Here is a 23912-nt window from a genome sequence, read left to right as displayed (position 1 = left end):
ATTATGGCCCTGCTTGAAGTCGAAAATCTCGACGTTACGTATGCCACCAAGCAGCGACCGCCTCTGTTCGCGGTGCGTAACGTCAGCTTTGAGCTCAAAGCTGGTGAGTTTGTGGGACTAGTTGGAGAGTCTGGTAGTGGTAAGTCCACACTGGGCAACGCCATATTGCAGTTGCTGCTGCCGCCGGGACGTATCACGGCTGGCAACGTGCGCTTCGAAGGGAAGGATCTGACCAGCATACCCGCAGAGGAACTGCGCCAGATGCGCTGGCGAGACTTCTCTACTGTATTCCAGAGCAGCATGAACTCCTTGAATCCCGTGACGAGGATCGAGGCACAGTTCCGGGACGTCATGAAAGAAAAATCTGACCTGAGCAACGAGCAGATCCGCGAACGTACGGCCGAGCTGCTGCAGATGGTCAAAATCGACCCCTCGTTTATGCGCTTCTATCCGCACGAATTATCAGGTGGTATGAAGCAGAGGGTCGCCCTGGCCCTGGCCCTGGCCCTCAAACCCAGGTTCGTGCTGCTCGATGAGCCAACTACTGGTCTGGACGTATTGGTGCAGAAGGAGATTATCCAGAACCTGCGCGAGCTGCAGCGCCAGCAGGGTTTCGCGGTCCTGTTTATCAGTCATGACCTGGGGACCGTGTTGGAGGTATCCGATCGGATACTGGTAATGTACGCGGGAGAAGTGATCGAGGATGCGCCGAAGAGCGGTATGTTAAAGCATCCTATTCACCCATATACCCATGGTCTGCTCGGTTCATACGCCGACCCGTCCGCCGAAGATGTGGCGATCAGCTACATCCCGGGCCGTCCACCCGACCTGACCAGGCCACCCAAAGCCTGTCCTTACGCCCCTCGCTGCCCCGAAGCGATCCAGATCTGCAGGCAGAGCGCGCCAAAGCTGGTGCAGATGTGGGACGGTAAGGCAGCCTGTCATGTTGCTCAGATGCAGTGGGAGTCGCGAGAAGAGGTGCGCGATCGAGGTCTGGCGGATGGACCAAAGTTGAAGGATGCCGCCTTTTCCGAGGCCACATCGCATAAGGCCATGAAGCTAGAGGGGGACGAGGTGCTGCGCGTCGAGAATATCGGCAAAATATACCAGCGAAGGACAGGCTTCAAGAAGTCCTCAGTGATCGCGGTCGATGATGTCTCATTCAATCTGCGCGCGGGCCATGTGACTGGATTGGTGGGCCAGAGCGGTAGCGGCAAAACGACCATCGCTCGTCTGATTACCGGCACCGAGAATCCGAGCAGCGGCAGCATCAGGTTTGGCAAGACGCAGGTGAACAATTTATGGGGGAAAGCGCTGCATGATTATCGCAAGCACGTGCAGTATGTGTTTCAGGACCCATTTTCCGCCCTGAACCCGGCTCACACGATCCAATATCTCTTGATACGTCCCCTGTTGAACTATGGGAGGGTCAACGCTGCGCAGGCCCGCCAGCAGGTACGCGACCTGCTAGAGACGGTGGGCCTGTCACCGGCTGAGCAGTTTGAGGACAAGCGTCCCCACCAGCTATCGGGTGGACAGCGACAGCGTGTCGTCGTGGCGCGAGCACTGGCGCCTGATCCCGATATCATCATCGCGGACGAACCGATCTCGATGCTGGACGTATCGATACGGGCCGAGATCCTGCAACTGCTCGACAAGCTGGTGCGGGAGCGCCGGATTGCCATGCTCTATATCACCCACGACCTCTTGAGTGCCCGCCTCCTCTCAGATGAGATACTGGTGCTCAATCATGGTAAGGTGGTAGAACAAGGAACGGCCCAGAACGTCATTCGCCATCCATCTGATGAATACACGCGGCTCCTGCTGGATGCCATCCCCAAACTCGAGAGCCTGGCTGACAGCCAACCCCTGTAGCTTACGACCTTTGTGGTCGTTTCCGCCGCGCGGCGGAAACGACCGCGAGGATCGTACGTTATATTAGTCGTCTCTTCCGGACCAGGTAAAAGTTGCCGCAACGCCGGCGGACAGCGTGTACGAGTGAGTGGCTCTGTTCGTCAACTTCTCGAAAAACCAATGGGGTATAAGCGCGGGATGCTGCATTTATTGGGGGAGTTGAAGTGGGAAGCCGAAAGAAGTGACAAGCTTCGGACTAAGGAATGCCGTCACATCGGCGACCTGCCCCTGATCGCGCCGCGAACCATCGAGGGTAACGACTTGAAGCGCGAACGCTCGATAGGACTTCGTCGCTTCGTCAGCTCGATACACGGCAAATGCAGGCTGACTATTGGCGCGCGTCGGAAATAAACGCCACCGCTTCTGCACGCCAGATGGAAATAAGACAGCAAGGAGCATCGTACGAATCGCTTCTCGTCCCTGGTACCACGAAGGGACCGGTGGCATGGAGAGCGTCGCATCTTCTTTCAGAAGGGTCACGAGTCCATCCACATCGTCTGTTTCCCACGCCTGCAGATAGCGGGCAAGCAACATATTCGTGGCTGTATCAGCGTGGCTGACCTGCGGCAGCTCTCGCTGCTCACTGTGATAGTTTTTCTCAAGCGTCACCCGAGCGCGGTGCAAGGCGCTGTTCACTGCTGAGACCGAGATCTCAAGCAGTTGCGCGATCTCGACGGCACGCCAGTCCAGCACATCCGAGAGGAGCAAGATGGCTCGTTGGCGGGGTGGGAGCAACTGTAGGGCGGTAAGGAAGGCCAGCGAAACACTCTCCTGTCTGGTATAGCGTGCTTCCGGATTCTCGGTCGCCTCAGTCAGCCAACTGTCAGGGAAAGGTTCAAGCCAGAGCACTTCGTCACTTCTGGGCGCAACTGGCCTCGCCGGGTCGGACATACGAGAGGTTGCGGTTGGCAGCGTGCGAGCTGAACGTTTCTTGAGGGTATCCAGGCTGGTGTTGGTTGCAATCGTGTACAGCCAGGTGCGCAGCGATCCCGGACCCAGATCCGTGAACGTGTCAAAGTGCCGCCAGGCCCGCAGCATGGCTTCTTGTACTGCATCCTCGGCATCGTAGAGTGACCCCAGGAGGCGATAACAGTGCAAGAGTAACTCCCTGCGATAGGGTTCTATCAAGAGGTCACGCTCAGATTGGCCATGGGCAGCAACATCTGTGATCAGAGCCTCATGAACGTGATCAGTCTTCCTATGTTTCTCGGCCACACTGTTTCCCCTGGTTGCTATGTTTTTTTGGAGAGTCCTGTTTGCTGGAACTCTCGCGCTTGTCCGGGCTATTGGATGTGTTCCCATCTTTTTCGACCTGCTCCACTTGAGTATGCTACCCTGTTCGTGCGCCCACTATCATCGGAACGCCCCCGTCGGATAGATATTAAACTGTCGTAAAGAGCAAAACTGTGCGGTCTGATGGGAGATATTTTCTGCTCAGCTTCTCGCCGCTGAACTGGCTCATCAATGCAAGCAGGCCGCTGGTGCGATATTCTTGCGCCAAACATGCTTATGCTACCACATGATGCAGGCTCTTTGCCATTCGTCCGAGCGCTCCAAAATCGTGCGCATCACCTGTCCTATCAAGCAGGAAACATCTCCATCAGACCGCACAGTTTTGCTCTTTACGACAGTTTAATAAGTGCTATCCAACTGGGTATGACTCGACATTGTTGCTGGAGGGTCTGCTCAGCAGAAGCCACTCTGACAGATAGAAGAAAAAAGATGAGAACACATCAGGAGGATCAACATGCTGCTTGAGAAGAAAAATGCCGTGATCTATGGGGCGGGAGGAGCCATTGGCGGTGCGGTTGCACGGGCCTTCGCACGCGAGGGGGCCAGGGTGTTCCTGACCGGTCGTCGGTTGGCTTCGGTCGATGCTTTGGCCAGGGAGATCCTGGACGGAGGAGGAGTCGCCGAGGCGGCTCAGGTCGATGCGCTCGATGAGTTGGCCATTGAGAAGCACCTGAGCACAGTAACTGAGAAGGCTGGGAGCATTGATATTTCCATCAATACCATCGGCCTTCCTCCGCAAAGGGTTCAGGGGATGCCGCTCATTGAAATGCCAGCTGAGCGCTTCGCCCTCCCCATCACGACCCTCACGCAGACCCACTTCTTGACCGCCAGGGCTGCTGCGCGGCACATGGTCGAAAAGAGGTCAGGCGTAATCGTCACGCTCAGCGCTACGGCGAGCCGTCTGCCTGTCCCTGGTTTGGGTGCTATGTCTTCGACATGGGCGGCCATCGAGGCGCTCACTCGCAGCCTGGCAGTAGAACTGGGGCCGCAGGGCATCCGCGTCATCTGTCTCCAGTCGAACGCTATCCCCGAGACAGCCACGATTCAAGAGACGTATGGTCGCGTTGCCGAGACGCTAGGTATCACACGTGAGCAGGTTGTGGCTCAGCAGTCAGCCACGGCTCCTTTGCGGCGGCTGCCAACGCTTGTGGAGGTAGCGAACGTGGCAGCCTTTATGGCTTCCGATCAGGCCAGTGCCATGACGGCAACTGCTGTCAATCTGAGTTGTGGCATCCTCGCCGACTAGTATCCAACACCCGATTTCCTGAAAGCCAGGCCAGGATCGTGTGAAGCAAGAGTTCACCGCGACCCTGGCCTTCTCCGTGCTGTGCCTTTGGTGTTAGCTTCGGCATAAATATCATGGGTATGATCTGGGCCAACCTGCTTTACGAACTCAGCCAGTCGGTAATCAGTTTCAAGATTGGAGTATGTACGAAACAAGGACAGGAATCCGGCAGATGCTGATATGGATATATCATGTTTGCCAAACAAAGTATTGCAATTGGGATACTACCTTGACAATCATAGTACCATGACGTATAATACAAATACGAGGTGATGATATGAGTGAAAACAAGCCGACCTCCGACCTGCTACGCGGACATACCGATACGATGATTTTACGGCTCTTATCGGAAGCTGACCGCTACGGTTACGAGATTGTCAAACTGATTGCTGAGCGTTCGGGTGGTGAATATGAATTAAAGGAAGCCACGATGTACTCCAGCGTCCGGCGACTTGAGTTGGACAGTGATATCGAATGATATTGGGGCGATGAATCTCAGGGAGGAAGGCGGAACCTATCGATACCTGAAGCATGTCCTCATGACAAAGAGTTGGCAGGATGTACGATAGTCTGTGACAAACGCAAATGCTTCTCTAAGACTTTAGAGAAGACGAGCCACAATTTGGCCATGCATCCCATCACAACCGCAGCCGCTCCTTTGAACGCGTAAAGGAGCGGAAAAATCACCTGAGAAGAAAATGGAGATAGTCTTATGGCAACAAACACCGTTTCACAAAAAACGCTTCCCGGTCCATTTGCCTTGCCGCTGCTTGGCAGAGGAGCGAATATGGCCAAAGTATTCGTCGACGTGTGGACGAACACGTCTCGGCTCCATGACACCTACGGGGATGTTGTCGCGCTGGCGCAGGGTGATCCTACCTACGTCTTTGCCTTTGGGCCTGCGCTCAACTTCCAGTTGCTTTCGCAGCCCGCCCTCTTCTTGGGGGGAAAGGAGAAGATCATGAAAGGGATGAAAGATCCCATCTTGAGGCGCCTCTTCCTCCCGAATCTGCTCAATATGAATGGGGAGCGTCATAAACAGCAGCGTCATTTGATGTTGCCAGCCTTCCATGCACGACAGATCGGGCGGTATCACGATGACATGGCGGCGCTCACCCAGCGGATGCTGGAACGCTGGCAGTCGCTCTCCCAGGTTGAACTGTACGCGGAAATGAAGCGACTCACCCAGCGGATCACGGTCAAGACCTTGCTCGGGCTAGATGACGAGCGAGTGATTGACCAGATTGGGACGCTCTTCCAGCAGTTAATGGCGTCAATGGAATGGCTGATGTTCACGCCGTCCATCGATGTACCAGGCATGCCCTATCATCGCACGCTCAAGCTCGCCAGGCAATGGGAAAGCTTTCTTCACGCCCTGATTGCACAGAAACGTCAAGAGGCCGAGGCGACCGATGTCCTGGCCGCACTGGTGCAGGCACATGATGAAGACGGAACCAGGCTCACGGATGACGAGTTGTTCAGCCAGACCTTCTTCTTATATGCTGCTGGACACGTAACCACCTCAACCACACTGAGCTGGACCATCTTCCTGCTGCATCAGCATCCACGCATCCACGCTGACCTGCTTGCTGAACTTGATGGCACGCTGCACGGTGAGGTCCCGACGTTTGCGTCGCTTCAGCACCTCTCCCTGCTTGATGGCGTCATCAAAGAGAGCCTGCGTCTGTTGCCGCCCACGCCCACCAGCATGCGCACCACAGCCATGCCGTGTGAGCTTGGCGGCTTCGCGCTGCCCAAAGGAGCAACGATCTTCTACAGCCCGTTCCTGACCCACCGCTTACCGGAGTTGTATGAGGAGCCCGACCGTTTCCTGCCGCAACGCTGGGAAACGCTCAGCCGAACGCCTTACGAATATCTGCCGTTCGCCGCCGGACCACACCGCTGTATCGCAGCGGAATTCGCGCTGCTAGAGATCAAAGTGGTGGTAGCGATGCTGATCCAGCAGTACCGTCTGGCGGTTGTGCCTAATGCCAGGATTGAACCGAAAGGGAGCGAGACTGCCCCGGCCCATGGGATGCCTATGCGCATCTTCCCCCAGGACCGGCGCTTTGAGCGCGTCCCGGTACGCGGCAACATCCATCGCCTGGTCGAATTTGGGTAAAAGCGTTCTCAAGAGAAGGAGAGATACCAGGTCGGTGAGGGTGACGACTTGAAGCGCGAATGCTCGATAGGACTTTGTCGCTTCATCAGCTCGATACATGGCAAATGCAGGCTGTGATCTAGCGAAAACGGCGTTTTCGATACAAACAGGAAATTTTATATGAGAAAAATGACGCCGCACTACAGCAAGCCGAGTTCTCTTGCTTTCAAGGCCGCCTGCGTCCGGTCGCGCACCCTTAGCTTACCCAGGATGTTGCTGAGATGGTTCTTGACGGTGCCACCGGCGATGTAGAGGGTCTCGCTGATCTCGCGATTGGAAGCGCCACGCGCAAGCAAGGCCAGGATCTCCCGCTCCCGCTCGGTCAACGGCACCATGTCGCTCACGCCATCGAACGCAGGGGGGACCGGAGTGGTCACTGCGGGCTCGATGGAGGCAGAGGAGAAAGAGGCAATGACCTTGCTTGCAACGTCTGGATGCAGGAGGACTTGCCCCTGTGCGACCACGCGAATGGTCGTGGCGAGTTGCTCGGCGGTGATGTCTTTGAGCACATAGCCCATGGCTCCTGCTTGCAAACCAGACTGGATCAGTTCTCGATCGTCGAAGGTTGTCAGGATGACAATGTGGATCTCAGGCCAGCGCTCTTTGAAAGCACGTGTCGCAGCAATGCCATCCAGACGCGGCATGCGCACATCCATCAGCACCACATCGGGGGCTGTTTGCTCGGCATAGAGGAGTTTGACTGTCGCCAACGCTTCCTCGCCATCCCCGGCCATACCTACTACCTCCAGGTTCGGCTCCAGCTCAATGAGCTTGCGAAAGCCCTCGCGCAGCAGGCGCTGGTCATCCACAATCACCACACGGATACGCTCTGCCATGGCTAGACTTTCTCCCTGGTTTCGTTGACTTCCGCTTGCCCCCGAATCTTCCGCGGGAGCACCACTTCGACGCGCCAGCCGTGCCCGGGTTCAGGGCCAGCCCGCAGCGTCCCATCCAGGAGCGCCACGCGCTCGCCCATACCCAGCAGCCCGAAGCCAGAGCAGACGGGGATCGCCGCGCGCTTCGAGCTGCGTGGCTGTTTCCAACTGGACCGCGAGTAATGTCAGTGCATGGCCGAGCGTGTCGTGGATCTCACGTGCAATCCGGTTGCGCTCGCGGATAACCGAGAGTTCCTCCACCTGAGCGCTATACGCCTGGAGTTGCGTATGGGCCAGCGCGAGTTCGCGGATCGTCGCCGCGCATCCACAGGTGGAGCAAAACGAGATCAGGAGGATCACCTGGCCACCGATATACCACTGCCTGGTGAGGAGGCTGAGCGCGAGGCTGGTACTTAGCCAGAGGGCGCCTGCCGCGAGTGCACCAGGGAGCCGTGATCTGGTTGCCGTCATCAAACAAGCAGTCGTCGTCGGCAGGATTGGGAGCCAATAGACATTGGTACTCGGCAAGGGGATCAAGAGGGAGGCGCAGGCCAGGCAGAACAGAGCAAGCAACCACCAGGGATGGGAGCGTCGTCTCCCGATATGATAGATCAAGAGCCAGGCACCATAAATCGTGACACCGGCTGTCTGGATTCGCGGAACCATTGTCGCAGCCAGCGCCTTGCTCACAACCCTCTTCGTTGTCCAGATGGCCCGTGGCTCCGGCAGTGGATATCTCCGCCTACGGATCGTTTCAGTGATCATGTTGGTGGCCATCGTGACCATCATCATGCTCCCCGGCCTCTTCCCGGTGTGGATGAAGGTTGAACAGGGCGTCTGCGGGCTCCTCCTGCTTGGCGTCGTCGTGGTCGTCAACAGCAAGCACCTGCGATCGACGTTTGCCACCAGGTAAATCAAGTGTACGCGCGCCGATTGTGCTCGTGGGTCCAGACTGGACCCACGAGCACAATCGGCTGCTGTGCCGCGCTTTGAACGCTGAGGTTTTTGGTTCGCGTCCCAGGTGAGTAGCTGTGGCGAGACGCTCTCTGATGGTTTCCACGGTGCCAATGAGACCATATGCCTCCTTCTCTCCAGGGAAGAAGGCATGTGCCCATCCGGGGATTGGTGCCCTGCCTGCTCGTCGGTCTCAGCAAGGATACAACGTGTCAGGTCTGTCCGATGAATGCGCTTGCCTTCGCCGGGCGGCCTGGCCATGTGCTCATGACTTGTCCCTCTCTGTGGCTACCAAGGTCGCATTCTGGCGCTCAAGCTCCTTGACCGCACCACTGCGCCAGCTCTCTGCCAGGGACTCAGACATGGGATCGGGAAAGATTTCTTCCTCTCCCTTTTCCACTCCGTCGAAGAGAGCTCGCGCGACGGACTCTGGAGAGGTCTTTGGTATGTCCAGGGATCGGGACATCTCGGTATCTATCGGTCCGGGGAGGACAGCATGAACGCTGACGCTCTGTCCAGCCAACAAAGCGCGGAGTGATTGCGTCAGGTTGAACGCGGCTGCCTTTGCGATTGAGTAAGGGGGAATGACCGGCAAGGCAGCCAGGGCGGCCACGGATAGGACATTGACGATGGCTCCGCGAGAACGAGTAAGGAGCGGCAGGAAGGCCTGGGTCATGTCATATGTGCCGAAGAAGATGACAGCAAGATGCTCTTCAATCGCGGTCCGATTGCTCACATCATCAGAAAGCGCGATACTGGCATTGTTGATGAGGATATCAAGAGATGTGACCTTCTCGACCGCTGCCTGAATGTGGGCCGCATTTGTTATATCCAGGGGCAAAGGCGTGACGCGCTTATCTGAATGTTCCATTGGGACACGCGTACCGGCATACACCTGCTTCGCGCCTCTCCTCAAGGCTTCCTCAACCAATGCCTTCCCAAGGCCGCGATTGGTGCCTGTGATCAAAATTGTTTTGCCTGTAATGCTCATAAGATTTTGACTCCTTCTTTCCTCTTTCTCTTGACGTATTTGGAATAACTTGTTAAGAGAATAGACCCACTTGCGAATTACAAGTACAAACCGAGTATATCTTTGGATGCCGAGAACATCTATGCTAGATGGTCTCAAAGAGTTGTCTGATCGTCTTAAAAGAGGAGAAACCTATGGACGTGCTCACCGATGTCCTGAATGCACTCGAACTGAAAGGGCAGGTCACTGCACGTAGAGCGCTTGTACCTCCGTGGCGCTACAAATTTGCCGCCAGTCAGGATATGATCTTTCACCTGCTCAGCTCTGGTGGTGGCTACCTTTCTTTTGAAGGAGATCCAACACCGCCGATGAGAATCGAGGGTGGGGGTGTCCTACTCTTTCCCTTTGGGCACGCTCACTCAATCTGCGATGAGCTCACGTCACCCCTGACCGGGGTCTCGCATATAGCGTATTCCGCGCAAAGTGAGCTCCGAGCCTTCCCAGATATAGATGAGGGATCAAAGATGGTCGTGCTCTGTGGCGCGTTCCGTTTGGAACATTCGAAAGCATTTCCCTTGCTGCACAGCTTGCCAAAAGTGATTCACATTCCCACCGAACAGGGTCACATAGCGCCGGGCTTCACTGAGATTGTGCATTTGATCGCACGTGAAGCAGCTGCACCTCGACTGGGAACGGAAGTGATGCTCAGGCGATTAACCGAACTACTCTTCATCCAGATCATCCGGATCTGGGCGGAGCAGCAAGCGGGGGCCTCAACTGGATGGTTAGCAGCGCTCCACGATCATTCCATCAGCACGGCTCTGGGTCTGATCCATCAATCGCCTGAACGCGGGTGGAAGGTTGAGGAACTGGCGGAGGCAGTGGCACTCTCCCGCGCGGTCTTCTCTGCTCGCTTTACCCGTCTGGTAGGTGAGCCACCCATCACGTATCTGACCCGTTGGCGTATGCACAGAGCGACCCGTTTGCTCAAAAACAACGTCGAGATGGAAAAGATCGCAGAACTTGTTGGCTACGAGTCAGAAGTGGCCTTTCGCAAGGCCTTTAAGCGAGAGGTCGGCATGCCCCCGGCCAAATATCAGAAGCTTGGGGAACCAGTCTCCATGATGTGACAGAGCGTAGGCTTACATTAGAGACATGGGCGAAGACCGGGAGAATCAGGTGACGAAATCCTGTACTGACTACCTCAAATGGGAGATCGGGGTGAAAATCACCTGGGAGAAGATCAAACGCATGAGCAAAGAGATCGCGTTCAGGTACCACTCCCAGCTTGCGTGTTCAGCAGGAAGCGGATGTATACCCAATGGTGACATAACGTTGTCGCCATTCTTGTAGTATGCTTTGCTGAGAGGAGTACCCGCATGGCAAAGCGTACCTCTTTTCTTTCGCATTCATTGCAGAGAAACCATGCGGCGGCGCTGCTCTACGGAACATGAAACCGAGGGAGACAATGGACGGTTCACTTTTCTCCAGCAGTTTCAGATGAAATTTCTACAGAAGCGAGATCAACAGATGACAAAGACAAAACAACAACAAACGAAAGCACTCGTACTTGGTGGAGGAGGTATTGCGGGAATTTCCTGGGAGACTGGAATACTTGTCGGATTGGCTCATGCTGGGATAGATGTTCGCAATGCCGATCTCTTTTTAGGAACTTCAGCAGGTTCTAATGTTGCGGCGCAGATCACCAGCGGCCTGTCGCTAGATGAACTCTTTCAGCGTCAGGTTGATCCAGCGTTACAGGCTCATGAATTGGCGCCTCAGCCCGACTTCGCGAAGATGGTAGCTGATTTCACACATGCTTTCGAAGAAGGAGGGACTCATTCTGAGATCATGCAACGTATGGGCGCTCTAGCGCTCGCTGCTCCTACAATGTCCGAGGCCCAACGCCGGGAGGTAATTGCCTCACGTCTGCCGGTGCATAGCTGGCCCGAAAGCCCGCTAGAAATCGTCGCTGTTGATGCATTCAGTGGCGAGCGAACTATTTTTACACGTGAGTCCGAGGTTGAGTTAGTCGACGCGGTAATGGCGAGTAGCGCAGTACCTTATGTATGGCCACCAACTACAGTCAATCAGAGTCGCTATATCGATGGTGGATGTTATTCGATGGCAAATCTAGATCTGGCCGCTGGCTTCGACAAGATACTAGTACTCCAGCCCGATATTCCTCCATTTGCAATACTGGAAAGCTTAGAGGAGCAAATAGAGCGCTTGCAGCGCGAGGGAGCACAGATCGAAGTCATCACGCCCGACGAAGCGATGAAGGCTGCTTTGGCAGCTGCCGGAGGCAATGCGCTTGATCCAACCTTGCGAGGAATCGCCGCCAATCTGGGTCGAGAGCAGAGCCAGCACGAAGCTGCCCGCGTGGCGGCTCTATGGCATAAGTAGTCCATACGCTAATGAAACGCCATCAATTATGAAAAAGCATCCTCTTTTACGAACGAGAATCATACTGGTGAAATAGGCTATCAACATGTCCTTATTTTACGAGCCGAAACATCAAACATTGTTTCGGCTTTGTATCCGTAAGAAGTGATACCTGAAACAACACCACTGCAAGTCAAAGGAGGAGATTTGATAGATGCATTGGCGCTACCCCTGGCTCAACGTCTTAAAGAGTTTTTGTATTGATGGACCCGGTTCAATCGTCAATTCGTTTTTCAGCACAGATGCGCATAATTGATATTGGCGAATAGCCAGGTTGCGCTTACCTGTTTTTATATAGCAACGCATGATGCCATAATACGCTTCCTCGTAGCAGTTATCGACAAGCAGCATTTTTTGCCACTGCTCGATGCTGGCGTCGAACTGCTCATTTTCCCAGTAAATGAGTGCTAATTGGCGCAGTGACTGAAAATAGGCTTGCTTTAGCATGTCTCGTGGTTGTGAGCACCAGTCGCTGTAGAGTGTCTGTAGATAATGGCCACGATAGAGTTTGATGATGGTGTGTAAGGTCACTATTTTTTCAGCTGTCGGCAGGTCCTGGCGCAGCTTATCGATGTTGATCTGAAACTGTTCGACGTCGTACCATACACTCTGCTCGTCGGCCATGGCAAGGTTGAGTGTGTATGTACCTGCTTTATGTACAATGATCGTTTCGCCCAGTACCTTGCGCAGATAATAGATGGTGGCGCGCAGATTTTGTTCCATGTGATCATCTGGTTCAGGCCACAAATCTGTCATAATCTGTTCTTTATGCACAGGGCGGTTGGCATGTAACAGATAAAAGAAGAGCTCCATAGAGCGCATCATACGCCAGCGTGTTATGGGTTTGTTCTGAAGCAGTACGATAGGCTCGCCAAGGGCGTAGATGCTTATGGTATGAACTTTCTCCGTACTCTCTACCAGCGTTATTGATGGGGCTAGTTCTAATGTGTCTGGTTGACTGTATGCAAGCGTTTTTTGCTGTTTCTCCTCTGCTTCGATTGCTTCTTTTAATGTTGGTAGGCGGTGTAGCTCAAGATTGGCCAGATGTTTAAGCTGATGCTGTTCCATAAGTACCTTTATTTCGCTCAGTGAAGTTTGCACCGCTTCCTGTTTATTCTGTGCCAGGTAGCAAGCAGTTCGGTAGAGCATGGCGCGTAGTTGAAGAGGTCTGGCGTTGGCCAGGTGTTGCGAGTGGTCGATGAACGAGAGGCACGCGAGCATCTCGCTATAGCGCTGCTGCCGGAAAAAAATGATACTTCGGGTAACATTGCAGAGTATTCCCTCATAACTCAGCATGTCACTATTATTAATTTGGGCCTCCTCTACATACAGTAGCGCAGTGTGGGGATCACCTATAAATAAATAGTTTAAGGCCAGAATGCATAGTGCGCAGTTTGTCAAATAGTTGTCGTGTAGTTGGCGCGATAGCGTCAATGCATCCTCTGCTACGACCAGGGACTGTTCATAAAGGTCCTCGTCCTGGTAGATTTCCCCCAGCGTAATCAAGGCGTACGCTTCACCACTCATAAAATGGAGGTGGCGTGTCGTCTGCAGCGTTTCTTGCGCAATAATCTTGGCTTCGGTTAGCTCTCCTTTAAGCCGTTTGGTTGTGCTCAGGCCAATCTGGTTATGCAGCTTTCCCCAGTCATCGCCGAGATGTTCAAAGTACATAATGGCTCTTTTTCGATGATGCTCGGATAATACATAATTGCTGACCATATTGTAAGCGTTGGCCAGATAGGTATGGAGCAAAGCTGTCTGGCGGGTTTCTATATTGTGGCCCCACAGCTGTAGGGCCTGTTGTAACTGGGCAATGCCGCTGGTGGGATCATTTAGCAGGCAGGAACAGGCTCCCAGCCGTTGATAGACCTGCGTGCGGAGCTCTATCTCGTGCTCCGGCAGCAGCTCCAGAGCCTGCTGGCATACCTGCTGCGTGCGAATATATTCTCCATTGCGGAATAGTGCTACACTTTTTGCGATCAATATTTCTGCTGCCAGATTGGGATGAAGCAGGCTAGTCTGCTCGGGAGGTATGTCGTGACAGAGGGTTGTAGCTTGCTCTAGAAATGGCAGCGATTGATTGGTCTCAAATCGCATAAGATGGAGGTGAGCTCGAACAAGCAGCAGCAGTGGATCATGAAAAAGGATGTTCTGGGGTAAGGCATCGATCCAGGCGGCCAGATTCTCTGAATAACCTTTACGCAAGATTGTATAGGCAATGCGGCGAATGTACTGTGCGGCTAGAGCTGGTTCCTCAGCGGCATACGCATGTTTGATTGCCTGCTGTTCATCATTTCTATCGCTAAATATGAAAGCCGCCTTTTTATGTAAGTGTTTATATTGTTGAGGATCGGTGTTGCGCAACTCATTGACTAATATTTCTTTTAGAACAGGGGGGCAAGAATACAATGGCTCATTGTCCTGGTGGCTGCGCGTTAAAAACAGGCCTTGCTGCACGATATAATTGAGACGTTCAGAGGATCCTTCTGTCGAGAGCAATGCATCACAGAGCTCGGGCGTGATTTGTTGCAGGATCGAGATATTTTTGAGAAAGGCATAGACTTCTTGCTCATTTGTAAATACTTCAGATACGAGGTAAGCGAATAAATGCTGTTGATCGACCGGTGTCATGGTACTGAAAGATATCGAGCCGCTTTGCTTGTGTATAGGTAACACATGGCTGTTGCCGAGGCGCGTTCCCAACAGGATGCCTGATATCCAGCCATCAAAGGTCGTACAGAGTTGCTCTGCGTCATCGGTAGAGCAGGGTACCGTGTAGAGCATACGCGTGAGATTGCAGATGTCATCCACGCTGAAACGGAGTTCTTCGGTCCCAATACCTACCATTTGCCGTCGTGCCAGCAGTGGCGTGAATTCCAGGTGCGGTACCGCTCGACTCTCAATAATAATTGTGCAGCCGCATGGTAGGTTTTGTAGCAGTCGATTAACCAGGTGATTAATTTCCTTGTTGGCATTGACTTCGTGATAGTTGCAAAGGATAATGGCAAATGGCTGCGTGATATGATGCTCAATCGTTGCTACTAGCGTGTCGACGAGCCTTTCAAAGTATCCCATATCCAATGGTTGATCAATATCTCTGGTGCTGGAGTCGGCAATGATGTTGTGCAGGAGGGTTTCCATCTGTGGGAAACGCTGGCTAATGCTTGTTAATACCAGGTCTAAGAATGCATATGTATCATTGTCGAGAGAGTCAAGCATCAACCAGCAGCAAGGAACCGTTGCATGACGTGCGAAATCTGCTAACAGGGTTGTTTTGCCATACCCCGCAGGCGAGCACAACAATAAAAGCTTGTGCCAGGTCGCTGTGTTTGTTGTGGAATGAGTGAAGGTTCTCTGTAAAATATCGGTCAGGTGTGGTCGATGCAAGACAACTGGTGGTAATTCTGGTGCAGCAAATTTTCTCAACATATGAGTCTGGCGCACAGTATTTCTTCCTTTTTGCTCATGCTGGCCTGGATCGAGCGTTTGTAGAATACATACAGGCGCTCGATCAAAAATGTGAATGGTGTGGAGACTTATTAGATAATTGTAGCGACACCCCAACGGTTGGTAAACGGTCAAGAACACAAATTTTTTATATACACATAGCTTGATTTCTACCCTTACACAGTATATACACTATGCGCATCGCTTAAATCAAGCATAGCCCGCCAGGTTATGGCTAGCAAAATAACCTGATTATCCTCAAACACAGGTAATATATATGCGCAGGGAGAGCTGGCTTCTTTAACTAACGCGCCCACCGCAATTTTCTAGTTAGCATTTTTGTTTAATTTTGCCGGTTGCTTTTTTGACTCATTTTTAACTGTCTCTATTTATACTGACTCTCAGATAATGTAACAAATGAAAATCGTCTTCCAGAAAGAAAGGGTAAAGTCATGAAGAGCTTCTGGGTTATCACACAAATTTTACGCCTGCCCAATCGATATTTGCACTGGCTGTTTGTAGTAGCATGCTTACTCATTATTTGTATAGTTTTTTTCACTGTAACTCGTGGCCAGCATGCCGACGCATGGCAGGCGCTGGCACAAACATCTTCTATCCATGATGTTGATCCCTGGCCCTAGCCTTGATTCTCCTGGTACAGGATACATCTGTGTTCTGTTCCTGTTTTAGATAAGGAAAGTAGTTTTGTCTAAAGAAGACATACACATGATATTGGGGCTGGCTTCTGTCGATCAGACTTTTTGCAAAGCGCTATTGTTAGATCCATGCCATGCGGTTTGTGAAAAGGGTTTCCATTTAACGCAAGAGGAATGTGATCTTCTCAATCATGCTGAGAGGGATACCATTTATACGCTAAGCCAGTATCTCATGGAACACTTAATTTTACCGTCAGCTTCAAAGAGGTCAGATACCTTTAAAGAAGACTGATGGCGGCATGCCTATGGTTATCTGGTTCTTTTGAAGAAGGATGACCTCTCTTCAATTTTGAACCTTATAAGATGTATGGCAAAAGATCGTGAATTATTGGATTATTGGCAATAGAAGAAGAGCTGAGATGGCTTTTTACAAAGGGTGATTGAGTAGAAGCTATGCTATTACAGAAACTATTTCTCACATCAAAGTTTTGTGTGCCCGTGCCCCCACATGTGCTTATCCCTCGTTTTCGTTTGAAAGATCGTCTCACTGAGGGCAGCGCGGATAAACTGACTCTGATTTCTGCACCTGCTGGTTTTGGTAAGACGATGTTACTTTGTGATTGGTTGAGCTCTCAGAAAGAGAGCCCTCGATCAGTCGCCTGGATTACAGTAGATGAGCGTGATAATGATCTGCGTCGGTTCTGGGAGTGTGTGCTTACTGCACTCGACGCGTGTATTCCTGGCCTGAGCCAACCCGCCCTTGTTATATTACATGGCTCACACGAGTTTGTATTGTCAGATATCCTTCATGCCCTCTTTGTCGCTCTAGAGAAGTCCGATGTTGCCAATGTTACCCTGGTGCTTGATAATTGCCAGCACTTATATGAGCCTGCTATCTATGTCTCTTTGATCACTTTGCTGGAACTGCTTCCCCCTCAACTCCATCTGGTACTATCAACGCGCCAGGACCCTCCATTGCCGTTGGCACGATTGCGAGGTTATGGTCGATTGCTTGAAATACGTGGTGAAGAGTTACGTTTCACGCGCGAGGAAATTAGAGCATTTTTGTCAGAGGTGATGGAGTTGGATCTGGGTGAAGAGGTTATCCAGGAACTTACACAGCGTACCGAAGGCTGGATTGTTGGTGTGAGATTAATGGCGTTCGCACTTTCTCATCCTGATGGCGTTTCACTGCCTGCCTCCGAGCTTGTTAGAGGGTATGAGAAGACTTCCTATGTGCGTGAATATTTCTTGAAAGAAGTGTTCCAACGCCAGCCGCAATCGATACAGATCTTCCTGTTGCGTACCGCGATGTTAGAGCAGTTATCTGCACCTTTGTGTAACGAACTGCTGGAGTTGAGTGATAGCCAGGATATCTTATCGTATCTAGTGAAGGCAAATGTATTTCTTTTTCCCTTGCATCAGCAAACGGGCTGGTACCGCTACCACCCTCTTTGGGCGCAGTTCTTGCGGGAGATGATGGAGCAAAATCATGGCTATTTATTGCCTGGTTTATATCATCGTGTGAGCGCGTGGTATGAACGCCAGCAGGATTTTGCTCGTGCCATTGAATATGCGCTACGTGCTGAAGAATGGCAGCGCTGCGCTACCTTGATTGAGCAGGCTGGCCTTCCTTCGACCTTGCCTGGTTATGGCATTGCAAACGTGACTGGATGGTTACAGCGTCTTCCAGTTTCTGTGATACAGGCAAGGCCAGTACTTTGTTTGCTTTACGCCTATGTACTATACCTGTCTGATGCAAGATCTCTAGCAGCGGGGTGGTTAGATGAGGCCGAGTCGTCCCTGTTGGTATGTCAGGAACGCTTAATTGCCATGGGTCAGCAGGTTATATCTGACCCATTTCAAAGGGTTCAGCATCTAATAGGGGTACAAACGGTCTATCGCGCATATATAACGCTGCCCGATGATGCTATTGCAGTGTTAAGTTTATGCCAAAAGGCGCGCCAATTATTGGCGGAAAATGATTTCGCGCATCGAGCACTGGTATCACTGGCTGAATCATATGTGCATTATTATTATGGTGAAGCAGAAAAGGCAGCTAGAAGTGCCTTTGATGCGTCGATATTAGCCCTTACTGCCGAGCACTTCCCCTTATTGTTAGTATGCGTAAGTTCACAGGCTATGTATCTGATGCAACAGGGTTACCTGGGGGAAGCGTGGCGTCTGTTATGTCAGGCAGTTCAGAATGTCGAAGAGGGCCAGGCCGAGAACCTGGCAACCCTGGGATGTGTCTATATTCAGCAGAGCTGTATTCTCTATGAGTGGAATCAACTTGAGGTAGCTCGTCAACTGGTGAAACAGGGTATTGATGCTTTAGAGCAAGCAAATATATCGTTATTTCTGGAAAAGGGATATCTGCAGTTAGCGCGCATCTGTATCGCAACGAGCCAATGGCAAGACGCCTCGGCCGCCTTGCTACAGGGCGAGCGTCTGATGATGCGTTCCAATGGTGCTTATTATCCTGGTAGTCTCTACGTGGACCTGCAAATCCAGATCTGTCTGGCATGCGGAGAGGTACGGCGAGCAGCGTATTGGAGTGAGAAACTGCTGGAGCATCGGGTAACACACCAGGTCTATGTGCAGGAACATGAAGATATTGGTCGCGTCCATGTTTTGCTCAACCTTCATAGGGCTGAAGAAGCCCTTGAATTATTAGATCCGCTGGCAGCACAGGCGAGTGCGCAGGAACGCCGTGGTGATTTGCTCAGGATTTTGCTCTTACAGGTGCAAGCTCACCAGTTGCTGCAACAATCCGATGTGGCCAGCAACATCTTAGAACAGGCCTTATATATTGCGCAGCAAGAGAATTATCTACGCTGCTTCATTGATTTTGGTGAATATATCGCGCCTTTGATAAAGTCGCTAGCAAATCGGTCATGTGGCGGACTTCCGTTCATTGATACCGTATTGAAAGCCTTTCAGTCCGCCGATATCGAGGTTGAAGTTGCTCATCCGACGGTTGAAATCGTCTCACTTTTAAGTGAGCGCGAACTTGATGTGCTCAGGCTGCTTGGGAATGGCGTTTCCAATCAGGAAATTGGAGCCAGGCTGATGGTCACATTGAGCACCGTCAAGGGACATGTAAGCAGCATCTTTTCAAAATTGGATGTGAGCAATCGTACGCAGGCGGTTGTACGCGCTCAGGAACTTGGACTGCTGGTTTTGGAATAGATAAAACTTGAAGGCCAGTGAAACACAATAGCCCGGGATGCTACTATGTGATCCCGGGCTATTGTGTTTCACTGGCCAGTCAGGCTTTCTAGGAATAGACGAACGTTGTTTGCAGGTTCTCATCAAACTGGTTAGTGGGAAGCATTTCGTTCAGATCAACCACTTTTTGCTCAATAAGTTGATTATTTTCATCCACAAAAACAATGTGTGGTTTCAATGTGCGAATCTCTTCTTCGTGGCAGTCAGCATAACTGATGATAATGACGATATCTTTTTCCGCTACCATACGCGCGGCCGCGCCATTGAGACAGATCACCCCCGATCCACGTGCTCCCGCGATGGTATATGTTTCCAGTCGAGCTCCATTGTTAATATTAACCACCTGAACTTTTTCGTAGGGATAAATATTGGCGGCATCTAGCAGATCCTGATCGACTGTAATGCTACCTACATAATTGAGATTGGCCTGCGTAACGGTGGCGCGATGAATTTTTCCTTTGCACATGGTACGTCTCATCAGTATCTTTCTCCTTTGTCTCAACTAAGACCTTATCCGAAAACCAGTGATACAATACAGACAAAAAACGATGAGGTGAACAACGATGGTACGAACACGACCGTGGGAAGTCAGCGATGAACTGTGGGAACGCGTACGCCCCCTGATCCCAGAACGGCCGCCGCATCCCAAAGGCGGAAGGCCTGCAGCCGATGATCGCAAGATGTTTGCCGCCATCGTCTATGTGTTGCGAACCGGCATTCAATGGAACGCCCTGCCTCGTGAGTTGGGAGCATCCAGCACCGTCTATGACCGCTTCCGCGAGTGGGAAGCCCAAGGCGTCTTTGAGCGCTTGTGGCAGGCTGGCCTGCAACACTATGACGACTTGGTCGGCATCAGCTGGGACTGGCAGAGCGCCGACAGCTCGACCGTGAAAGCCCCTTTCGCCAGAGCCGCCGTCGGCCCCGCTCCCACCGATCGCGGCAAACAGGGAACCAAACGGAGCATTCTGTGTGATCGCCGTGGCTTGCCCCTGGCGCTGTGCATTGATGGGGCCAACCGCCATGATAGCAAGCTGCTTTTCTCCACCCTGGATGCTCTCGTCGCTGAACAACCAGAACCCACCGTGGAGCATCCTCAAAACCTGTGCTTGGATGCGGCGTATGATCATGAGGCAATCTATGGTGAGCTCTATGAACGAGGCTATGAACCACACGTGCGGCTCAACCGGAAGTACCACACGTGGTATCAGCCTCCCCAGGAAGAAGCCAACAGCCTGGAACCAGGAAAAACGCCGCGTCGATGGGTGGTCGAGCGCTTTTTCTCCTGGCTCAATCGGTGGCGCCGCTTGCTGGTCCGCTGGGAAAAGCTTGGTCAAACGTATCAAGCGTTCTTGCAGCTGGCTTGCGGACTCATTTGTTTTCAGTATGCTTCTCATCATTAGGTTTTCGGATAAGATCTAATACAACATTGTGTATAAATCTGTCTCTACAGCTACCCATTAAGGATCACTGATATACTTTTTCACATGTGGCTGGTTGTGTTGCGATGTGAGCTTTAGCGGGTCTATCTTGCCTGTCGGTATCCCGAAGGCCCGGATTGGGACTGTGTGCTTGTGGTGTTATCGCTGCAATGATCAGGTGGCGCGAGGCGGTTCCTACCCAGTCTCCGCTGGCACATAGCAACCAGGCTAGCATGAGAGTGAATACGATGACGATCGAACTACTATAGGCTGGTGGGAGGCCGATGATGCCTCCAACTACAGCCGCCGTTTCTACAATATTTGCGTTGCGTGCCTGCCATAACAGATCTACTCCCCACCCTGCCAGGGCTGTAGTGCAGGTGGCTATCAAGTGCAGGTTCTTTCCTCGTATGAGCCAACCAAAACCCATGCCAGTTATAATGATCAGCCACCAGAGGCCGTGATGATTACCTACCCAGACCAATGCACTACCAATAAGTGTGGCCGGTAACAATAATCTATTGGATTTGTTCCCAGGCCACATACGGGTCTGTTTTAATGGTTGCTCGTTTTTCATTGTGTCCTTATTCCTCATGTTATGAATGCCATATTTGGTGGCGCTACTGATGAGCCGCTATTGTAGCTCTCATTTTTGTGTATGCGCAGGCTCCAGTGCTACTGTGCTGAGGCACTGGCAGGGATACCGTAAGATCGATCACGGCTGGAGCGTCCAGGTGTGCAAACCCGGAATAGTTGTCAATTGCTTTGAGGTGTACATTGGATAATAATGTCCTGTCCACCATGTGTTGAGTTGGTTATCATACCAATCAGAAACCGGATTTTCGCTTTGGCCGCCCGGGTAAATACCTATGCCCTGATTGCTGCCCCAGTCCATGATAAAGCGCCAGCTGGGTCCGGCTGTAGCGATTGGAGCCCCATCTGCGGCATTGACTGTACGGCTGTTGCCGCTATCAGGGCGGGGCACTGTCCCCAGGGAAAGGATGCGCGAGAGGGATGGAATGACCTGGGAATGGACCTGCCCCCACTGCCAATTGTGTATATTGTTACCAAGCGTGTCAGCCAGACCGACAACCGTTTCGCTAAAAGCCTGTCGCATCACTTCGGCTGCGACGCGCCTGGTACCATTGGGCAGGGAAAAAGCGGCATTCTGGGGATCGTGCAGCGTCCAGTTTTCCAGATCTTCTGTCAGGATCACGCTGGCAGCCGAGCCAGTAGCGGGCGTAATTGCTAACTTGTTGTCTTGCTTTTCCGGGACCTGAAAATGTTGCCACCAGGGATGAAATGTATCATAGAGATACTGTCCGCCGAAGGCTATCCAGAAGGTGGCCGCCACTGAATTCGTGCTCATATTACCGTCCCAGTCGCGCAATAGCGATATGATTTGTCGCTCTTGTAATGTGCGAGGCGGCTGGTTACTGATCGCTGTAAGCAGTTTTGGTATCATCTCCTGTGCCAGATAATCATGGGTGTCCTGCTGTAGGTGTTGCATATCGGCTATTGTCAGGTGATGGGCCTGGTTAAGCGTATGATAAATGGTGTCGGCGCGATAGCCAGGGTCGAAGAAGTCAAGTGATGTTCCAATATAGTAAGGATAATTGGGTGTCACGACCCGTTGATTGGCTGAGAAGAGCATGTGATCTGGCGGATCATAGGCCTGTGGCAGATCATCAAAAGGAATGGTTCCTATGACGTCGGCTTCACCTGTACCAGATAAAGGGAGCCAGGGTTGGCCGGATTTTACTTGAGGAAAGTATCCAGCTGAAATCATGCCAATGTTGCCGTTTTTATCGGCGTACACGAAGTTTTGTGTTGGTGCATGCCAGCTACGCAAGGCGTTTTTGAAGTCTACAAATGTGGTGGACCGGACAATGCCTAGCATGGCATCCAGGTCTGGAGATTGCAGTGCCCCGCCCACCAGACCGACATAGTCTGGCCTGCCTTCGTTATGATGGGACCATGGACCGTTGTTTCCACCGTGAAGGGGATAGGAGGGCTATTTTTTACGGGAATTGTGTAGTGGATTTGCTGCGTTGGCCTCCACATGTGGTTCCAGTAGTACTGGTGCGGATGGTCGGAGCTGGTTTTTTCCTGGTAATACAGGGTAGATTGATTCTGGGTGTTGGTAATGCTCCAACTAATGGTAGTATTGTGTCCGATCAGGATAATGGGAAGTCCCGGTACACTAACGCCAGCAAACTGATATTGAGGAGAACTGGCCTCGATCTGGTACCAGATTGAGGGTAACGTCTGGTCGAGATGGGGATCGCCAGCCATTAAGGGCTTACCGGAAGCTGTTTTTGTGCCGTCGACGACCCAGTTATTGCTATTTGACTCATGATGAATTGCCGCTGGTGGCAGTGCTTGTAGCTCCGAGAGAGCAGCAATCGTCGATTGCATGCCTGCAGAGCTAGCTGTTTGTTGCTGGATGGGTAATGGGATTGGGCTATGTTGCTGATAAGGCCCCGAATCGTAAGGATGCTGCTCATTGGCTGCTAGGATAGGAAACCATTGCATGGTGCGTTGGTAGCCCAGTGAGTGAATCAGTACATTATATTCTAACGGCCCACTGGTAAAGGTCAGGGTCTGCGTTAAGACGCGTTGAATAACCAGCGTATCCACGGGTGTCCAGGGAGCGGGTTGGTAGTTGAGCAGCTTGAATAGTAGTGGCAATGTGCCCTGCTGTTCGTTTTGTGCAATAACAGCATTTACGCCCTGGGTGTAGGCGATGATGACCTGTCTGGCCGGATCAGTGGCAGGCGTCTGTTGCCATTCTAACTGAGCCGAACGCAGCAGTCCAAGCTGCAGTTCAAATTGATCTGAAGAGAGCGCCGAGGCTCCAGTGACTTCCGATAGTAACCCTTCTCCCTGTCTACGCATAAGATCCATCTGAAAAAGACGATTCTTTGCATGTAGATAGCCAATGCTCATAAAGAGGTCATGGGTGGTTTGTGCCTGAATGTGAGCTGTTCCGTTTGACTCGTAGCGTATCTGTACCTCTTTATCCAGTCCTGCTAAAGGCAGAATTTGATTGTCTGGCAATCTGGCATCTTGTGCTGTCGTCCAAATACCAGTACCTGGATTAAATGTTGATCCTAATGGGGGGAGTGCCCCTGATCCACGAATGCTGATGAAAAGAACTCCACCCAATGCCAGAAGAGACAGGACCAGATTCAAAATTTTCTTCTGGTTATGATATATAAATTGCATGGTGAACCTCTTGCCTTCTGCTGAAGCAGAGCTGG

The 23912-nt window shown here is 52.0% G+C and carries 18 protein-coding genes and 1 pseudogene; 10 read left to right on the top strand and 9 right to left on the bottom strand.

The features are described from left to right. Positions 1 to 3 precede the first annotated feature (3 nt). Entirely contained in the window at positions 4 to 1875 is a 1872-nt protein-coding gene (locus EL645_RS27680) for an ABC transporter ATP-binding protein (protein ID WP_126554658.1), read from the top strand. A gap of 186 nt (positions 1876 to 2061) precedes the next feature. Here EL645_RS27680 and EL645_RS27675 read toward each other — a convergent pair whose 3' ends face one another. Then, positions 2062 to 3129 (bottom strand): RNA polymerase subunit sigma-70, encoded by a 1068-nt coding sequence (locus tag EL645_RS27675; RefSeq protein ID WP_246035602.1) that lies wholly within the window; start codon positions 3127 to 3129, stop codon positions 2062 to 2064. Positions 3130 to 3661: 532 nt separating this feature from the next. Here EL645_RS27675 and EL645_RS27670 point away from each other — a divergent pair. From EL645_RS27670 to EL645_RS27660, 3 genes and pseudogenes are all read left to right on the top strand, one after another. Next, on the top strand, positions 3662 to 4453 hold the full coding sequence (locus tag EL645_RS27670) for an SDR family NAD(P)-dependent oxidoreductase (protein WP_126554654.1): 792 nt from the start codon (positions 3662 to 3664) through the stop codon (positions 4451 to 4453). 316 nt (positions 4454 to 4769) lie between these two features. Next, positions 4770 to 4967, top strand: a pseudogene (locus EL645_RS27665) (PadR family transcriptional regulator); the annotation flags it as partial. 237 nt (positions 4968 to 5204) lie between these two features. Next, positions 5205 to 6614 carry a cytochrome P450 gene (locus EL645_RS27660; protein ID WP_126554652.1) on the top strand — a complete coding sequence of 470 codons (1410 nt, stop codon included), beginning with the start codon at positions 5205 to 5207 and terminating at the stop codon, positions 6612 to 6614. Positions 6615 to 6793: 179 nt separating this feature from the next. Here EL645_RS27660 and EL645_RS27655 read toward each other — a convergent pair whose 3' ends face one another. The 3 genes from EL645_RS27655 to EL645_RS27645 form a co-directional block, all read right to left on the bottom strand. Continuing rightward, the gene (locus EL645_RS27655; protein ID WP_126554650.1) at positions 6794 to 7489 is read right to left on the bottom strand and encodes a response regulator; all 696 of its coding nucleotides are present in this window, start codon (positions 7487 to 7489) and stop codon (positions 6794 to 6796) included. Positions 7490 to 7579: 90 nt separating this feature from the next. Next, on the bottom strand, positions 7580 to 8743 hold the full coding sequence (locus tag EL645_RS44610; RefSeq protein WP_281276426.1) for a histidine kinase: 1164 nt from the start codon (positions 8741 to 8743) through the stop codon (positions 7580 to 7582). A gap of 4 nt (positions 8744 to 8747) precedes the next feature. Next, positions 8748 to 9473: an SDR family NAD(P)-dependent oxidoreductase gene (locus EL645_RS27645; protein WP_126554648.1), complete on the bottom strand. Its 726-nt coding sequence runs from the start codon at positions 9471 to 9473 to the stop codon at positions 8748 to 8750. Positions 9474 to 9646: 173 nt separating this feature from the next. Here EL645_RS27645 and EL645_RS27640 point away from each other — a divergent pair, with 173 nt between their 5' ends. Further along, positions 9647 to 10582, top strand: a complete 936-nt coding sequence (locus tag EL645_RS27640) for an AraC family transcriptional regulator (protein WP_126554646.1) — start codon at positions 9647 to 9649, stop codon at positions 10580 to 10582. Positions 10583 to 10982: 400 nt separating this feature from the next. Continuing rightward, positions 10983 to 11858 carry a patatin-like phospholipase family protein gene (locus EL645_RS27635; protein WP_126554644.1) on the top strand — a complete coding sequence of 292 codons (876 nt, stop codon included), beginning with the start codon at positions 10983 to 10985 and terminating at the stop codon, positions 11856 to 11858. A gap of 204 nt (positions 11859 to 12062) precedes the next feature. Here the strand turns inward: EL645_RS27635 and EL645_RS27630 are convergent, their stop codons facing one another. After that, positions 12063 to 15341, bottom strand: coding sequence for an AfsR/SARP family transcriptional regulator (locus tag EL645_RS27630; protein WP_126554642.1), 3279 nt, complete (start codon positions 15339 to 15341; stop codon positions 12063 to 12065). Positions 15342 to 15796: 455 nt separating this feature from the next. Between EL645_RS27630 and EL645_RS27625 the strand changes: the two genes are divergently transcribed. The 3 genes from EL645_RS27625 (at position 15797) to EL645_RS27615 (ending at position 19192) form a co-directional block, all read left to right on the top strand. Beyond that, a complete protein-coding gene (locus tag EL645_RS27625) occupies positions 15797 to 15985 on the top strand; it encodes a hypothetical protein (RefSeq protein WP_126554640.1) in 189 nt (62 codons plus the stop codon). Positions 15986 to 16049: 64 nt separating this feature from the next. Further along, positions 16050 to 16292: a hypothetical protein gene (locus tag EL645_RS27620; RefSeq protein ID WP_126554638.1), complete on the top strand. Its 243-nt coding sequence runs from the start codon at positions 16050 to 16052 to the stop codon at positions 16290 to 16292. Positions 16293 to 16453: 161 nt separating this feature from the next. Continuing rightward, positions 16454 to 19192 (top strand): winged helix-turn-helix domain-containing protein, encoded by a 2739-nt coding sequence (locus EL645_RS27615; protein ID WP_126554636.1) that lies wholly within the window; start codon positions 16454 to 16456, stop codon positions 19190 to 19192. 88 nt (positions 19193 to 19280) lie between these two features. On the opposite strand, the gene panD is transcribed toward EL645_RS27615, so the two are convergent. Further along, complete coding sequence (gene panD / locus EL645_RS27610; protein ID WP_126554634.1) at positions 19281 to 19709, bottom strand: aspartate 1-decarboxylase; 429 nt, start codon at positions 19707 to 19709, stop codon at positions 19281 to 19283. An 85-nt stretch (positions 19710 to 19794) separates the two neighbouring features. Between panD and EL645_RS27605 the strand changes: the two genes are divergently transcribed. Next, positions 19795 to 20631 (top strand): IS5 family transposase, encoded by an 837-nt coding sequence (locus EL645_RS27605; protein WP_126548740.1) that lies wholly within the window; start codon positions 19795 to 19797, stop codon positions 20629 to 20631. Positions 20632 to 20695: 64 nt separating this feature from the next. Here EL645_RS27605 and EL645_RS27600 read toward each other — a convergent pair whose 3' ends face one another. From EL645_RS27600 to EL645_RS27590, 3 genes are all read right to left on the bottom strand, one after another. Next, complete coding sequence (locus EL645_RS27600; protein ID WP_126554632.1) at positions 20696 to 21226, bottom strand: hypothetical protein; 531 nt, start codon at positions 21224 to 21226, stop codon at positions 20696 to 20698. 138 nt (positions 21227 to 21364) lie between these two features. After that, a complete protein-coding gene (locus tag EL645_RS27595) occupies positions 21365 to 22585 on the bottom strand; it encodes a penicillin acylase family protein (protein WP_126554630.1) in 1221 nt (406 codons plus the stop codon). After that, entirely contained in the window at positions 22543 to 23877 is a 1335-nt protein-coding gene (locus tag EL645_RS27590) for a penicillin acylase family protein (RefSeq protein ID WP_126554628.1), read from the bottom strand. Before EL645_RS27590 ends, EL645_RS27595 begins: the two co-directional genes overlap by 43 nt. Positions 23878 to 23912: the final 35 nt, after the last annotated feature.

The organism is Dictyobacter kobayashii, assembly GCF_003967555.1.
In the GTDB taxonomy this organism is placed as follows: Bacteria; Chloroflexota; Ktedonobacteria; order Ktedonobacterales; family Ktedonobacteraceae; genus Dictyobacter; species Dictyobacter kobayashii.
This window is presented reverse-complemented; position numbering and strand designations above follow the sequence as displayed.